The sequence below is a fragment of the Kaistella sp. genome (genome assembly GCF_049588135.1).
Taxonomy (GTDB): Bacteria; Bacteroidota; Bacteroidia; order Flavobacteriales; family Weeksellaceae; genus Kaistella.
Map to the genome: position 1 here is coordinate 1 of NZ_JBAVFG010000005.1, position 14,270 is coordinate 14,270.

Annotated in this window: 26 protein-coding genes and 2 pseudogenes; 2 read left to right on the top strand and 26 right to left on the bottom strand. The window is 35.4% G+C overall.

Annotation, left to right across the window (positions count from 1 at the left end):
- The 26 genes and pseudogenes from WBY99_RS00305 to rplC all read right to left on the bottom strand — a co-directional run.
- Positions 1–65 (bottom strand): annotated as a pseudogene (locus WBY99_RS00305) (30S ribosomal protein S4); the annotation flags it as partial.
- A gap of 89 nt (positions 66–154) precedes the next feature.
- The gene (gene rpsK, locus WBY99_RS00310; RefSeq protein ID WP_027376638.1) at positions 155–544 is read right to left on the bottom strand and encodes a 30S ribosomal protein S11; all 390 of its coding nucleotides are present in this window, start codon (positions 542–544) and stop codon (positions 155–157) included.
- Positions 545–556: 12 nt separating this feature from the next.
- Positions 557–934 carry a 30S ribosomal protein S13 gene (gene rpsM, locus WBY99_RS00315; protein ID WP_133439512.1) on the bottom strand — a complete coding sequence of 126 codons (378 nt, stop codon included), beginning with the start codon at positions 932–934 and terminating at the stop codon, positions 557–559.
- 9 nt (positions 935–943) lie between these two features.
- On the bottom strand, positions 944–1,060 hold the full coding sequence (gene rpmJ / locus WBY99_RS00320) for a 50S ribosomal protein L36 (protein WP_007839480.1): 117 nt from the start codon (positions 1,058–1,060) through the stop codon (positions 944–946).
- A 137-nt stretch (positions 1,061–1,197) separates the two neighbouring features.
- Positions 1,198–1,413 carry a translation initiation factor IF-1 gene (infA, locus tag WBY99_RS00325; protein ID WP_031503426.1) on the bottom strand — a complete coding sequence of 72 codons (216 nt, stop codon included), beginning with the start codon at positions 1,411–1,413 and terminating at the stop codon, positions 1,198–1,200.
- A gap of 8 nt (positions 1,414–1,421) precedes the next feature.
- Positions 1,422–2,804, bottom strand: a complete 1,383-nt coding sequence (secY, locus tag WBY99_RS00330; protein WP_423974368.1) for a preprotein translocase subunit SecY — start codon at positions 2,802–2,804, stop codon at positions 1,422–1,424.
- 8 nt (positions 2,805–2,812) lie between these two features.
- Positions 2,813–3,259, bottom strand: a complete 447-nt coding sequence (gene rplO / locus WBY99_RS00335; RefSeq protein ID WP_423974369.1) for a 50S ribosomal protein L15 — start codon at positions 3,257–3,259, stop codon at positions 2,813–2,815.
- A 77-nt stretch (positions 3,260–3,336) separates the two neighbouring features.
- Positions 3,337–3,513 (bottom strand): 50S ribosomal protein L30, encoded by a 177-nt coding sequence (gene rpmD / locus WBY99_RS00340; protein WP_133439507.1) that lies wholly within the window; start codon positions 3,511–3,513, stop codon positions 3,337–3,339.
- Between the two features lie 10 nt (positions 3,514–3,523).
- Complete coding sequence (gene rpsE / locus WBY99_RS00345) at positions 3,524–4,045, bottom strand: 30S ribosomal protein S5 (protein ID WP_133439506.1); 522 nt, start codon at positions 4,043–4,045, stop codon at positions 3,524–3,526.
- An 18-nt stretch (positions 4,046–4,063) separates the two neighbouring features.
- Positions 4,064–4,411 (bottom strand): 50S ribosomal protein L18, encoded by a 348-nt coding sequence (gene rplR / locus WBY99_RS00350; RefSeq protein WP_423974370.1) that lies wholly within the window; start codon positions 4,409–4,411, stop codon positions 4,064–4,066.
- 17 nt (positions 4,412–4,428) lie between these two features.
- Positions 4,429–4,974 carry a 50S ribosomal protein L6 gene (rplF, locus tag WBY99_RS00355; RefSeq protein WP_423974371.1) on the bottom strand — a complete coding sequence of 182 codons (546 nt, stop codon included), beginning with the start codon at positions 4,972–4,974 and terminating at the stop codon, positions 4,429–4,431.
- A 17-nt stretch (positions 4,975–4,991) separates the two neighbouring features.
- Entirely contained in the window at positions 4,992–5,390 is a 399-nt protein-coding gene (rpsH, locus tag WBY99_RS00360; protein WP_423974372.1) for a 30S ribosomal protein S8, read from the bottom strand.
- 119 nt (positions 5,391–5,509) lie between these two features.
- A complete protein-coding gene (gene rpsN, locus WBY99_RS00365; protein WP_039341538.1) occupies positions 5,510–5,779 on the bottom strand; it encodes a 30S ribosomal protein S14 in 270 nt (89 codons plus the stop codon).
- 1 nt (position 5,780) lies between these two features.
- On the bottom strand, positions 5,781–6,332 hold the full coding sequence (gene rplE, locus WBY99_RS00370) for a 50S ribosomal protein L5 (protein ID WP_193811636.1): 552 nt from the start codon (positions 6,330–6,332) through the stop codon (positions 5,781–5,783).
- A gap of 10 nt (positions 6,333–6,342) precedes the next feature.
- Positions 6,343–6,669, bottom strand: a complete 327-nt coding sequence (gene rplX / locus WBY99_RS00375; protein ID WP_423974373.1) for a 50S ribosomal protein L24 — start codon at positions 6,667–6,669, stop codon at positions 6,343–6,345.
- 18 nt (positions 6,670–6,687) lie between these two features.
- Positions 6,688–7,056 carry a 50S ribosomal protein L14 gene (rplN, locus tag WBY99_RS00380; protein ID WP_133439499.1) on the bottom strand — a complete coding sequence of 123 codons (369 nt, stop codon included), beginning with the start codon at positions 7,054–7,056 and terminating at the stop codon, positions 6,688–6,690.
- Complete coding sequence (gene rpsQ, locus WBY99_RS00385) at positions 7,056–7,313, bottom strand: 30S ribosomal protein S17 (RefSeq protein WP_088263399.1); 258 nt, start codon at positions 7,311–7,313, stop codon at positions 7,056–7,058. Before rpsQ ends, rplN begins: the two co-directional genes overlap by 1 nt.
- A 10-nt stretch (positions 7,314–7,323) precedes the next feature.
- Complete coding sequence (gene rpmC / locus WBY99_RS00390) at positions 7,324–7,515, bottom strand: 50S ribosomal protein L29 (RefSeq protein ID WP_423974374.1); 192 nt, start codon at positions 7,513–7,515, stop codon at positions 7,324–7,326.
- Positions 7,516–7,525: 10 nt separating this feature from the next.
- Complete coding sequence (gene rplP / locus WBY99_RS00395) at positions 7,526–7,951, bottom strand: 50S ribosomal protein L16 (protein WP_133439497.1); 426 nt, start codon at positions 7,949–7,951, stop codon at positions 7,526–7,528.
- Between the two features lie 83 nt (positions 7,952–8,034).
- Positions 8,035–8,769 carry a 30S ribosomal protein S3 gene (gene rpsC / locus WBY99_RS00400; RefSeq protein WP_423974375.1) on the bottom strand — a complete coding sequence of 245 codons (735 nt, stop codon included), beginning with the start codon at positions 8,767–8,769 and terminating at the stop codon, positions 8,035–8,037.
- 7 nt (positions 8,770–8,776) lie between these two features.
- The gene (gene rplV, locus WBY99_RS00405; RefSeq protein ID WP_423974376.1) at positions 8,777–9,178 is read right to left on the bottom strand and encodes a 50S ribosomal protein L22; all 402 of its coding nucleotides are present in this window, start codon (positions 9,176–9,178) and stop codon (positions 8,777–8,779) included.
- 2 nt (positions 9,179–9,180) lie between these two features.
- On the bottom strand, positions 9,181–9,459 hold the full coding sequence (gene rpsS / locus WBY99_RS00410; protein WP_039341565.1) for a 30S ribosomal protein S19: 279 nt from the start codon (positions 9,457–9,459) through the stop codon (positions 9,181–9,183).
- Positions 9,460–9,461: 2 nt separating this feature from the next.
- Positions 9,462–10,283 carry a 50S ribosomal protein L2 gene (gene rplB / locus WBY99_RS00415; protein ID WP_423974377.1) on the bottom strand — a complete coding sequence of 274 codons (822 nt, stop codon included), beginning with the start codon at positions 10,281–10,283 and terminating at the stop codon, positions 9,462–9,464.
- A 60-nt stretch (positions 10,284–10,343) separates the two neighbouring features.
- On the bottom strand, positions 10,344–10,634 hold the full coding sequence (rplW, locus tag WBY99_RS00420; RefSeq protein ID WP_305520477.1) for a 50S ribosomal protein L23: 291 nt from the start codon (positions 10,632–10,634) through the stop codon (positions 10,344–10,346).
- Positions 10,635–10,637: 3 nt separating this feature from the next.
- Positions 10,638–11,267, bottom strand: a complete 630-nt coding sequence (rplD, locus tag WBY99_RS00425) for a 50S ribosomal protein L4 (RefSeq protein WP_423974378.1) — start codon at positions 11,265–11,267, stop codon at positions 10,638–10,640.
- On the bottom strand, positions 11,258–11,881 hold the full coding sequence (gene rplC / locus WBY99_RS00430) for a 50S ribosomal protein L3 (RefSeq protein WP_423974379.1): 624 nt from the start codon (positions 11,879–11,881) through the stop codon (positions 11,258–11,260). The genes rplD and rplC overlap by 10 nt, the downstream gene beginning before the upstream one ends.
- Positions 11,882–12,066: 185 nt before the next feature.
- On the opposite strand from rplC, the gene WBY99_RS00435 reads away from it, so the two are divergent.
- Together WBY99_RS00435 and WBY99_RS00440 are read left to right on the top strand one after the other, a co-directional pair.
- On the top strand, positions 12,067–13,035 hold the full coding sequence (locus WBY99_RS00435) for a hypothetical protein (RefSeq protein WP_423974380.1): 969 nt from the start codon (positions 12,067–12,069) through the stop codon (positions 13,033–13,035).
- A gap of 2 nt (positions 13,036–13,037) precedes the next feature.
- Positions 13,038–14,270: pseudogene (locus WBY99_RS00440) on the top strand (hypothetical protein); the annotation flags it as partial.

The window sequence follows — 14,270 nt, forward strand, 5'->3', positions numbered from 1 at the left end:
TCTCCGTAGATTGCAACTCCAAACTTTCTTGCAATCTTTGTTTTTGGTCCAATATATCTTGCCATATTTTTTAAGATTTTAGATTCTAGATTTTAGATTTTAGATTAATAATGTTTGCTCATTATTATTTAAAGCTAAAACATAAAATAATAGATTATACTCTTCTTCTTTTTGGTGGTCTACAACCATTGTGTGGCATTGGAGTCACATCAACGATTTCACTAACTTCAATTCCTGAATTGTGAATAGTTCTGATGGCAGATTCTCTACCTGCACCGGGACCTTTCACGTAAACCTTTACTCTGCGTAGTCCAGCATCGTGTGCTACTGTTGAGCAATTTTCCGCAGCCATTTGCGCTGCAAAAGGAGTATTCTTCTTTGAACCTCTGAATCCCATTTTTCCGGCAGATGCCCACGAGATTACTTCTCCACTTTTATTGGTTAAAGAAATGATAATATTATTGAAAGTCGCTTGGATATGTGCTTCACCAATTGCTTCAACTTTTACTTTTCTTTTCTTAACTGCTTTTGTCTGTTTTGCCATAATTCTTACCGATTATTTACTTGCTTTTTTCTTGTTAGCAACAGTTTTTCTCTTTCCTTTTCGGGTTCTAGAATTATTCTTAGTTCTTTGTCCTCTTAAAGGTAATCCTAGTCTGTGACGTATTCCTCGTTGGCAACCAATATCCATCAATCGCTTGATGTTTAGTTGTGTTTCAGAACGCAATTCACCTTCCACTTTAATGTTTTCGGTGATGTAGTTTCTGATTAATGCCAATTCATCGTCATTCCATTCGTTGACTTTCTTGTCTTCGCTGATGCCGGCTGCTTTCAAGATCTCAGAAGAAGTACTTCTTCCAACACCATAGATATAAGTTAAACCGATAACGCCTCGTTTGTTTTTTGGTAAATCAATACCGGAAATTCTCGCCATAATTTAATTTTAGCCTTGTCTTTGTTTAAATTTTGGGTTCTTCTTGTTGATTACAAATAGAACGCCTTTTCTGCGAACAATTTTACAATCAGCACTTCTTTTTTTGATAGATGCTCTAACTTTCATTTGATTTTGTTTAATTTTCCAACGGTTAAATGCAATCCTCTGATTACATTCCCTTTTGTTTAAATATTTAAATGACAAATGGAATCCTAGGATTTCATTTTGTTTCCGTTTATAATAATATTCAGATTTCTCTGAAATTAATATCTAAATGTGATTCTTCCTTTTGACAAGTCATAAGGAGATAGCTCTAATTTCACCTTGTCGCCAGGTAAAAGTTTAATATAATGCATTCGCATCTTACCAGAAATGTGTGCAATAAGTACATGCCCATTTTCTAGTTCGACACGGAATTGGGCGTTCGAAAGTGCTTCCGTAATAACGCCGTCTTGTTCAATATGTTTTTGTTTTGCCATTTATCTAATTACAAATTATTGTTTGTTCTAGACAATTTAGACTGCATTAATCCATCATAATGATGATTCAACAAATATGTATTGATTTGCTGTACTGTATCTAAGATTACCCCGACCATAATCAAAAGTGATGTACCCCCGAAAAACAGGGCGAAACGATCGGTCTGAACAAACGCTCCATGCACAAGTGCTGGAAGGATTGCAAAGATAGCTAAAAAGATAGAACCTGGCAAAGTTATTTTTGATAAAATATCATCCAGATAATCAGCGGTTTCTTTCCCGGGTCTTACCTTAGGTATTAACCCACCATTTCTTTTTAAATCATCAGCCATTTGATTCACCGGAATTGTAATTGCGGTATAGAAAAATGAGAAGATGATAATTAATAATGCAAACAATACATTGTACTGCCAACTAAATACATTTTTGAATCCAGCTAAGAAGGTATTGGATTCGTCAACTTTCGTTAATAATCCTGGTACAAACATTAATGCTTGAGCAAAGATGATTGGCATTACTCCCGAAGCATTCACTTTTAAAGGAATCCATTGTCTTGCACCTTGCATTAAATTTCTATTTACCCCACCTCTTGCCTGGGCTCTACTTACATACTGAATAGGAATTTTCCGCACTGCGACCGAAAGAATGATTGCTAAAAGAACAACCAGCATCCAGAACAGCACTTCAATAAGGATCATAATGGTACCAAAACCACCTTTACCTGTTTGAGTTGCAACTTCCTGAATAAAAGCTCCTGGAAAATCAGCAAGAATCCCTACCATAATAAGTATTGATATCCCGTTTCCAATTCCTTTATCAGTAATCTTCTCTCCTAACCACATTGCGAATACAGAACCAGCAACCAAAATCACAATACTTGGCAACCAGAACATAATGGACTGCGGATTTACATAATAAGCAGAAGCAAACTGTGCGTGCGGCAAGAACATTTGAGTGATTGAAGTAAGGTAAGAAGGTGCCTGTACCAAACAAACTGCAATAGTTAACCATCTTGTAATTTGGTTTAAGGTATTTCTACCACTTTCACCATCTTTCTGCAATTTCTGAAGATATGGAATTGCCATACCCATTAACTGCACAATAATGGAAGCAGAAATATAAGGCATAATTCCGAGTGCCATAATTGACGCCCTGCTAAATGCCCCACCTGTAAACGAAGAAAGCAACCCAAGAAGTCCTGCTCCTTGCTTGTTGCCTCCTTGGTTCTTGTAAATATCCAAAAGATTCCCTACCTCTGCCATATTAATGGCCGGTAAGGAAATATAAGATGCGAATCTATACACGAGGACGATCCCTAGAGTGAACATTATTTTCTCTCTAAGTTCCTTAAGACTCCAAATGTTTTTTAGTGTTTGTATAAATTCTTTCATTGTAAATATTATAGAGTAATTGCTTTACCTCCAGCTTTAGCAATTGCTTCTTCTGCAGATTTGGTGAATTTGTGTGCAGAAACTGAAATACCAGCTTTCAATTCTCCTCTGCCCATAATTTTCACGATTTCGCTTTTTTTAGCTAAACCATTTGCTACTAATACCTCTTGTGTAATTTCAGTGATATTTTTCGTATCAGCTAAAATTTGAAGGGTGTCAACATTAATTCCTCTATATTCTTTTCTATTGACGTTGGTGAAACCGAATTTCGGTAACCTTCTTTGCAAAGGCATTTGCCCACCTTCGAAACCAATTTTCTGAGAATAACCAGCTCTTGCTTGCTGACCATTGTGACCTTTCCCAGCCGTACCACCTTTACCACTACCTTGTCCTCTACCGATTCTTTTAGTACTGTGAGTAGAACCTGCTGCAGGTCTAATATTATTTAAATTCATTATTTTTTAGATTTGAGATTTAAAGATTAGAGATAAGAGACTATCATAATCAAGTCTCTTGTCTCTTTGTCAATTTTCTATTTTTGTACTTCTAGTAAGTGACCTACTGCCGCTACCATTCCTAAAATTGCAGGGGTATCGTCATGTTCAACCACTTGGTGAAGTTTTTTCAATCCTAATGCTTCAAGCGTTCTCTTTTGAGTTTTGGTTCTACCAATAGCGCTTCTTACTTGTTTGATTTGAATTTTTGCCATTGCTTTTATATTAACCGTTAAACACTTTATTTAATGAAATACCTCTCAATCTTGCAATTTCCTCAGGTCTTCTGATATCTAATAACGCTTTAAAAGTTGCTTTCACAACATTATGCGGGTTAGATGAACCTTTAGATTTTGAAAGAATATCTTTAATACCAGCAGCTTCAATAACCATACGAACTGTACCACCAGCGATTACACCAGTACCATGAGTTGCAGGTCTTAAGAAGATGTCTGCTCCACCGTATCTTGCAGAAGTTTGGTGAGGAATCGTATGGTTTACTACAGGAACTTTCACTAAGTTTTTCTTAGCATCTTCTACTGCTTTTGCAATAGCTGAAGCTACTTCTTTAGATTTCCCTAAACCGAAACCAACAGTTCCTGCTTCGTCTCCTACAACCACGATTGCAGAAAATCCGAAAGCTCTACCTCCTTTAGTTACTTTAGTTACTCTATTCACTGAAACGAGACGATCTTTAAGTTCTAATCCTCCCGGTTTGATTTTTTCTATATTATCTAGTCCTAACATATTTCCGAAATTTAATGATTAGAATTTTAGTCCGCCTTCTCTCGCACCGTCAGCTAAAGCTTTCACTCTGCCATGGTATACGAATCCGTTTCTGTCGAACACTATATTTTCAATTCCTACAGCTTTAGCTTTTTCAGCGATTGCTTTACCTACTTCTGCAGAGATTTCAACTTTGTTTCCTTTTGCATTCAGCGTTCTTGATGAAGCTGAAGCTAAAGTTTTACCGTCTTTATCGTCGATCAATTGCGCGTAAATTTCTTTATTGCTTTTGTAAACAGATAATCTTGGTAATTCAGCAGAGCCAGAGATTTTCCCTCTTACTCTTCTTTTAATTCTATTTCTTTTTTGTACTTTGCTTAGTGCCATGTTCTTAAGTTTTAAAATTAAGCAGATTTACCAGCTTTACGTCTTACAATTTCTCCAACGAATCTAACACCTTTTCCTTTATATGGTTCTGGTTTTCTGAAAGATCTAATCTTTGCAGCAACCATTCCTAATAATTGTTTGTCAAATGATGTTAAGGTAATGATAGGGTTTTTACCTTTTTCAGATAAAGTTTCTACCACGATTTCTTTAGGAAGATCTAATACGATCCCGTGTGAGAATCCTAAAGCCAAATCTAATCTGTTTCCTTGATTAGATGCTCTATATCCTACTCCTACAAGTTCTAGTTTTTTTGTCCACCCTTGGGCAGTCCCTTGAACCATGTTATTGATTAACGCTCTGTAAAGACCGTGTAATGCTTTGTGTTGTTTTGATTCCGAAGGTCGGTCTAAAGTTAAGATTCCGTCTTCTTGTTTAAGAGTAATTCCTTCTTCTAATTGCTGTGAAAGTTCTCCTTTTGGTCCTTTCACAGTTACCAAACCGTCTTTCTCGGTTACAGTAACATTAGCGGGAATCTCTATAATTGATTTACCAATTCTTGACATTTTCCTTTGATTATTTATTAATAAACATAGCAGATTACTTCTCCACCAACTTTTTCCTGACGTGCTTTTTTATCGGTCATTACTCCTCTAGAAGTTGAGATAATTGCAATTCCCAAACCGTTCAATACTCTTGGCAGCTCAGCTGATCCTTTGTATTGTCTTAAACCTGGTCTTGAAGCTCTTTGGATGCTTTTGATAATAGGTTTGTTGGTTGTTTTGTCGTACTTTAAAGCGATTTTGATATTTCCTTGAACAGCGTTATCTTCGAACTTGTAGTTCAAAATATAACCTTGATCAAACAAAATTTTTGTAATCTCCTTTTTGATTTTCGATGCAGGAATATCCACCACTTTGTGGCCTGCGCTTTGTGCGTTCCTTACTCTGGTTAGGAAATCTGAAATTGGATCTGTTACCATTTTTCTATTTTAAATTATTGGTTTATGACAGCCAGTATTGCTAATGGCGATTGACATTTGGCTAATAGCTATTCGCTAACTGCCATCAGCAACTTTGCTGTCTCGATTGTTCTAAATTGTTACCAACTAGCTTTTTTCACTCCCGGGATAAGACCTTTGTTGGCCATTTCTCTGAAAGTTACTCTTGAAAGACCGAATGTTCTCATGTAACCTCTTGGTCTTCCTGTTAATTTACATCTGTTGTGTAGTCTTACAGGTGAAGCATCTTTCGGCAATAATTGTAAACCTGCATAGTCACCAGCTTCTTTTAAAGCTTTTCTTTTCTCTGCATATTTTGCTACCGTAGCTTCTCTTTTGCGCTCACGCGCTTTCATTGATTCTTTAGCCATCTTAGTTCTTTTTGAAAGGCATACCGAAATGCGTTAATAGTGATTTAGCTTCTTTGTCAGTTTTTGCGGAAGTTACGAAAGTAATGTCCATCCCTTGGATTTTTTTTACTTTGTCAATTGCAATCTCTGGGAAGATGATTTGTTCTGTAATCCCTAAGTTGTAATTTCCTCTTCCGTCGAAACCATCTGCTTTAATACCGTTAAAATCTCTGATTCGTGGTAAAGCTGAAGAAGTTAATCGGTCTAAGAACTCATACATTTGATTTGCTCTTAAAGTAACTCTAGCTCCTACAGGCATTCCTTTTCTTAATTTAAAAGCTGCCTCATCTTTCTTAGAAAGAGTTCCTACTGCTTTTTGACCGGTGATTGCTGTAAGTTCTTCGATTCCGTAATCTACAATTTTCTTGTCAGCTGTTGCTGCACCCAAACCTTGTGACACAACGATCTTCAATAATTTAGGAACCTGCATCACAGATTTGTACCCAAATTCTTCCATCATTGTAGGAACAATTTTCTCTTTATATATTTGTTTTGGTCTTGCTATATATTCCATCGTCGTTTAATTATAAAGTTTCACCGGTTGATTTAGCAACTCTTACTTTTTTATCACCTTCTACCTTAGTTCCTGTTTTAGTAGCTTTACCGTTTTTGTCGATAAGCATAACATTTGAAATATGGATTGATGCTTCTTTTTCTACAATTCCGCCTTGTGGATTTCCTGCAGATGGCTTGGTATGTTTTTTAACAATATTTAAACCTGCAACAATTACTCTAGCGTCTTTGCCTTCTTTTCTGATCACTTCAATAACTTCACCTTTTTTACCTTTAATTTCTTTCTTACCGGTAGTGATGATTACGTTATCTCCTCTTTTGATTTTTAACTTTGTCATTTTCTGTAAATTTTAAAATTAAAGTACTTCAGGAGCTAATGAAATGACTTTCATATATTCTTTGTCTCTTAGTTCACGAGCAACCGGTCCGAAAACACGGGTACCTCTCATTTCCCCAGTAGCATTTAGAAGAACACAAGCGTTGTCGTCGAATTTGATGTATGATCCATCTTTTCTTCTTACTGCTTTTTTAGTTCTTACCACTACAGCTTTAGAAATAGTTCCTTTTTTTGCGGTTCCTTGTGGTGTAGAATCTTTGATAGTAACTACGATTTTATCACCAACTGAAGCATATCTTCTTCTAGTTCCTCCTAGAACTCTGATTACTAGTACTTCTTTTGCACCAGTGTTATCAGCAACTTTTAATCTTGATTCGGTTTGTAACATTACTTAGCTTTTTCAATGATTCTTACTAATCTCCATCTTTTACTTTTACTTAAAGGTCTTGTTTCAGTAATCAATACTGTATCACCTTCAGTACACTCGTTGTTCTCATCATGAGCGGTATATTTTTTCGTTTTCAAAACGAACTTACCATACATCGGGTGTTTTACTCTCGTCGTTTCACTTACAACAATGGTTTTTTCCATTTTATTGCTAGAAACAATTCCGATTCTTTCTTTTCTTAAATTTCTATCCATGATAAAAGGAAAATTATGATTGTTGTTTTAGTGTTAATTCAGTTTCCAGACGAGCGATCATTCTTCTCATGTCTTTAATTTGAATTGGATTTTCAATCGGGCTGATGCTGTGCGATAATTTCATTTTATTGAAATCTGCTTTTGCTTCAACTAATTTATTTTGAAGATCTCCTGCGCTTAGATTTTTGATGTCAGCTTTTTTCATTTTAATTAAATTATTGAGGTTGAACAAAATCGTTAGCTACTACAAATCTTGTAGTTACAGGAAGTTTCTGAGCTGCTAGACGAAGTGCTTCTTTCGCAACTTCATAAGGAACTCCACCTACTTCAAACATAATTTTACCAGGTTTCACTACAGATACCCAATATTCCACTGCACCTTTACCTTTCCCCATCCTTACTTCGGCTGGTTTTTTAGTAATAGGTTTGTCCGGAAATATCTTGATCCATAACTGACCTTCTCTTTTCATATATCTTGTCGCAGCAATACGCGCTGCTTCAATTTGTCTTGCAGTGATCCAAGCTCCTTCATTAGCTTTGATCCCGAAAGTTCCGTATGCAAGTTGACTACCTCTTTGGGCAATCCCCTTCATTTTCATCTTGTGAACTTTACGGAATTTGGTTCTTCTTGGTTGTAACATAATTTCTAGGAATTTTAGATTTTAGATTTTAGATTTTAAAAAAGTAACGGTCATTTAAAAAGTATCCTCCAAAATTTCATTAATTATTTTCTATCTCTTGGTCTTCTATCGCCTCTGTCTCCTCTCTCATTTCTATCTCCTCTTCCTGCAGGTGCTTTTTTCTGTTGTCCTACTAGTGGGCTAAGGTCACGTTTTCCGTATACTTCACCTTTCATAATCCAAACTTTCACTCCTAGTTTCCCGTACTGAGTAAGTGCTTCACCGATATGGTAATCGATATCTGCTCTAAAAGTTGACAATGGAATTCTTCCTTCTTTGAAGTTTTCGCTTCTTGCCATCTCAGCTCCGTTTAATCTACCAGAAATCTGAACTTTGATTCCTTCAGCTCCCATTCTCATGGTGCTTTGAATTGCCATTTTCACGGCTCTTCTGTAAGAAATTCTATTTTCGATTTGTTTTGCAATACTGTCTGCAACTAAAACTGCGTCAAGTTCAGGTCTTTTGATTTCGAAGATATTGATCTGGATATCTTTATCCGTCAATTTTTTTAATTCTTCTTTTAATTTATCAACTTCCTGTCCTCCTTTACCGATGATTAATCCCGGTCTAGCAGTCGTAATTGTAATGGTTACTAATTTCAATGTTCTTTCGATAAAGATTTTTGAAATTCCACCTTTAGATAATCTCGCCTCAAGGTATCTTCTGATTTTGTAGTCTTCTGCGATTCTGTCTCCATAATCTTTACCACCATACCAGTTTGAATCCCATCCTCTGATGATACCTAATCTGTTACCAATTGGATTTGTCTTCTGTCCCATACCTTGATTATTTATTATCTTTAGTTCCTAAAATTAAAGTGATGTGGTTTGATCTTTTTCTGATTCTATGACCTCTTCCTTGTGGTGCCGGTCTTAGTCTCTTCAATTGTCTTGCACTGTCAACCATAATTTCTTTTACGATTAAGTTTGCTTCTTCGATATCAGCACCTTCGTTCTTTGATTGCCAGTTAGCCATCGCAGAAAGAAGTACTTTCTCTAATTTATTTGAAGCATCTTTTTTGGAAAATTTAAGGATACTCAATGCCTTATCTACTTCTACTCCTCTAATGATATCAGCTACTAATCTCATTTTTCTAGGAGAAGATGGGCAGTCATTATGCAACGCTTTTGCTACATCTTGATTTGCTATTTTACGTGCCAATGCACTTTCTCTTTTTCTTGATCCCATGATTATCTACCTCCTTTATTTTTGTTACCGCCGTGACCTCTAAAAGATCTTGTCGGAGAAAATTCGCCTAACTTATGACCTACCATATTTTCAGTTACATAAACTGGGATAAAAGATTTCCCGTTGTGTACTGCGATGGTTTGCCCTACGAAGTCTGGAGAGATCATTGATGCTCTAGACCAAGTTTTGATTACTGTCTTCTTACCAGACTCTATATTTGTCTGAACCTTCTTATCTAAAGTGTGATGAATGAAAGGTCCTTTTTTAAGTGATCTTGACATAATTATTTTCTTTTAGATATGATATGACGGTTAGATGCTTTATTTTTCTTTCTGGTTTTGTAACCTTTAGAAGGCATACCATTTCTTGATCTTGGATGACCTCCAGAAGATTTACCTTCTCCACCTCCCATTGGGTGATCGACAGGGTTCATTACTACTGGTCTTGTTCTAGGTCTTCTACCCAACCATCTGCTTCTACCTGCTTTACCAGAAACGGTAAGCATGTGATCGTGGTTAGATACTGCACCAATCATTGCCATACATTCACCAAGAACCATTCTAGATTCTCCTGAAGGTAATTTAATGATAACGTATTTCTTATCTCTTGAAGTTAACTGTGCCGATGATCCTGCACTTCTTGCCATAATTCCACCTTGACCAGGTTTCAATTCGATACAAGAAATAACAGTTCCTAAAGGAATGTTTTTCAACTTCATTGCATTACCAATGTTTGGTTCTGCAGTTTCTGAGGAGATTACTTTCTGATCTACTTTAATACCAGTAGGAGCGATGATATATCTTTTCTCTCCGTCTGCATATTCTAATAGAGCGATGAAAGCAGTTCTGTTTGGATCGTACTCAACAGTTTTTACCGTAGCTTCAACATCAAACTTGTTTCTTTTGAAGTCGATAATTCTGTATTTTTGTTTGTGTCCACCTCCGGTGTAACGCATGGTCATTTTACCAGTATTGTTACGACCACCTGACTTACTAATACCAACGGTTAGAGATTTCTCTGGTTTGTTGGTAGTAATTTCATCAAAGTTGTTTACAACTCTGAATCTCTGTCCCGGGGTGATAGGTTTTAATTTTCTAACAGACATTACAATTATTTATAATTAATAAAATTTTATTGTTGTCATAAGGTTATCCCTTATGCTAATTTAGTTGGTTGCAAAAATATCAATCACTTCTCCTTCTGCAAGAGCAACAACTGCTTTTTTTAATTTGCTGGTTTTCCCAACTTGTAATCCTTTTTTGGTGTGTTTCGAAGAAACTTTAGGAGCATAAATCATTGTACTAATGTCTGCTACTTTTACACCGTAAGCAAGTTCTATCGCTTTTTTGATCTGGATTTTATTCGATTTAGGGTTAACTAAAAAAGAATATTGTCCTCTCAAATCTGTAAGATAGTTTGCTTTTTCTGAGATGATTGGTTTAATGATAATAGACATGATTTATTTTCTTAAATTTTCTTGAAATTTTTCTATAGCACCTTCTAAGAATACGATCTCTCCAGCGTTTACCAAATCGTAAGAACTGATTTCGTTATAAGTCAAAACTTTAGTTTTCGCTAAGTTTCTTGATGACAAATAAACGTTTTTGTTCGCTTCCGGTAAGATATAAAGAGATTTTTTACCTTCAAATCCTAACGCATTGTTTAAGTTGATAAATTCTTTAGTTTTAGGAGCTTCAAAATTGAAAGACTCTAATACTTTAATTGAATTATCTCTCATTTTTTGTGAAAGAACTGATTTTTTAGCCAATCTTTTCAAAGCCTTATTCAATTTGAATCTGTAGTCTCTTGGTTTTGGACCGAAAATTCTACCTCCACCTTTGAAGATTGGTGATTTTATACTACCGTATCTTGCAGAACCAGAACCTTTTTGTTTCTTAAGTTTCTTAGTTGATCCTGAGATTTCGTTTCTTTCTTTTGATTTATGCGTACCTTGTCTTTGTGCTGCAAGATATTGCTTAACCTCTAAGTAAACCGCGTGCTGATTTGGCTCAATTCCGAAGATCGCTTCGTCAAGAGTTACTTTTCTTCCGGTTTCTTTTCCTGATGTATTAAATACTACTAGTTCCATTTTCTGATAATTACATAAGAATTTTTCGCTCCCGGAACAGCACCTTTTACTACTAAAAGATTTTGTTCTTCATCTACTCTTAACACTTCTAGGTTTTGTACGGTAACTTGCTTACCACCCATTCTTCCTGCCATACGCATTCCTTTGAATACTCTAGAAGGATCCGAACCTGCACCGATAGAACCCGGAGCTCTTAATCGGTTGTGCTGTCCATGAGTTGCTTGCATTACCCCACCGAAGTTGTGTCTTTTCACAACCCCTTGGAAACCTTTACCTTTTGAAGTTCCTGTTACGTCAACATATTCGCCTTGAGCAAATAAGTTCACTTTTACTTCATCTCCAACATTTAAATGATCGAATCCATGATTGAATTCTACCAATTTAGCTTTTGGAGTTGAACCAGCCTTTTTGAAATGACCAGCTAACGCTTTACCAGCGTTCTTTCCACTCTTGTCATCGAAACCAAGTTGAGCAGCTTTGTACCCATCTTTTTCTACGGTTCTGACCTGTAAAACCGAGCAAGGACCTGCTAGAATAACGGTACAAGGAATATTCTTCCCAGCCTCGTCAAACAGCGATGTCATCCCGATTTTTTTACCAATAATACCTGACATTGTTTATATATATCTAATTAAGTTCTTGTTGATCAATCAAGGTTGTGGTGATTTCTACTTTTGAAATAGGCGCACTTCTTCCTTAAATTGAGTGTGCAAATGTATGAAGAATATTTTAATTGACAATATAACAGTGTAAAATATTTTGATTTTTAACATATTACAATTTTTTATAAATTTATCACATGAAAACATTCCCTTTCTTTCTTCTTTTTACATTGATGATTTCTTGTGAGAACTCGCAAAAGAGAAATTACACCTTTTATTACTGGCGAACCCACCTCTCTCTAAACAATTCTGAAAAAATCGCTTTACAAAAATCAACCAGTTCTTATATATACACCCGGTTTTTCGATGTTGAAAAAGTAGAGGGGAAATTTCAACCGGTTGCGGTGATTACCAAAGACCAAACTTTTGAAACCGATAAAGAAATAGTGCCAGTCATCTTTATTAAAAACGACGTGTTTTACAGTATTACTTTAGACGAAATTAACTTCTTAGCTGAAAACGTATATTCTTTAATCAAGAAAAAACAAACAGAATTTGGTTTCAAGATATCAAATGAAATTCAAATTGATTGCGATTGGACGGCTGGAACAAACAAAGAATATTTCGCCTTTCTTAAAAAACTAAAAGAATTTTCGGGAAAAGAAATCACCAGCACGCTACGGCTTCATCAAGTTAAGAATAGCAAACTTTCGGGAATTCCGCCTGTGGAAAAAGTTTATCTGATGTGCTACTCTACTTCTTCGCCTTTAGAAAACTCAAATCGAAATTCGATTTTGGATATTTCGACTTTAAAAAATTATTTGAAAAACATCGATCTTTATCCTTTAGATATGGATATTGCTTTGCCCATTTATTCCTGGGGAATTGTTACCAATCATGTTGGGAAACACAAACTGATCAATGCACTTTCTTTAAAAGATTTAGAAAACCCTAACTTTAAAAAAATCTCTGAAACGGAAGTTGAAATCATGAAAAACGGTTTCTATTTTGGGAATTTCCTGAATAAAGGTTTTACCATTAAAGTAGAACAAATTTCTGAACAGCAATTAAAGGAAGTTAAAAGTTTTTTGGATCAGAAAATTTCGAATTATTCCATTATATATTATCATTTAGATCGTAGATTTATAGACCAACACAACTATTAATTATGAAAAAAACTATTCTTTCCGCAGCTTTATTTTTCCTGATGTTTACTAAATCAAATGCGTGCGCTTGGTACGATCCGGATTATGATTACTTTAATCTATTCACCCAAAGCATTATTAAAGACAAAACCTATTTGCCGTTTCTGCATACGTTGTCCAATCGATTTTACGGTCATGAACATTATGAGATTCCAAGCGAAAATATAGAAAGTTGGCAAAAGTATTTCGGAAATACACTTTCATATCCGGAAACTAAAATTCTGGTTGAGGAAATGCCGATGAAGGATTTGAACGATTTTAAAAAAGGTGGTGCCGGAAATTTAATTCTGCAGAAATTAGGTTCTTATAAAAAGTATGAAGAAGGAATTGACTACTTAATTGAAGCCAAATATCTGGAACCTTTTATGCGCATCAATTACGTCGAAAGTCCTGATTCATTTTATTTCGATGTTGATAAAAATGCCAAGAATGCCACTGAACTTAATTATGATAAAACAATTTCGGCTTTAACATCACTTTATCATGCGGCTAAAAATCCGGAAATTAAATTGCGTTACAGCTATCAGCTGGTTCGATTTAATCATTATACCCGAAATTACGAAAAATCAGAGGAAGCATTTAAGACTTATGTAGAACCTTTACAATTAAAATCTGCGCCTTATTATTTAGCGCTCGATCAATTGGCAGGTGCACAACGTGGTTTAAAAAAAGGAAATGAAGCGAACTGGAATTTCTTTCAGGTTTTTATGAACAGTAAAAGCCGCAAAGAAAGTGCTTTTGTATCGATGCAACTATCAGATTCAGCATCATTTAATAATATTTTGAAAAGAGCCCAAAGTCCTAAAGAAAAAAACATGGCTTATTTTCTTCTTGCTTATCAAGACTTCAGCAATCCGATTCCGATGATGGAAAAAATGTACGACATCGATCCAAACTCTGAAATCTTAAAAGTTCTTGCCGCCAGAAGCATCAACGAATTGGAACGAAGTTATTTATCCATTGACATTAATAATGATAACCAAGAAGATTCAGCAAAAAACACCATCAACCAAAATAATCATAAAGAAAACAAGCCAATCACGACCTCTTCTGAACTCACATTTTGGCAAAAAATAAAAAACTTCTTTAGTAAATTATTTGGATCTGAGAAAAAAAGTTCATCAGAAAAAAATTCAGATCAAAGCGATAAAGAATTATTAAACAACCCGAATCGAATTCCGTTTTATTCAAAAAAC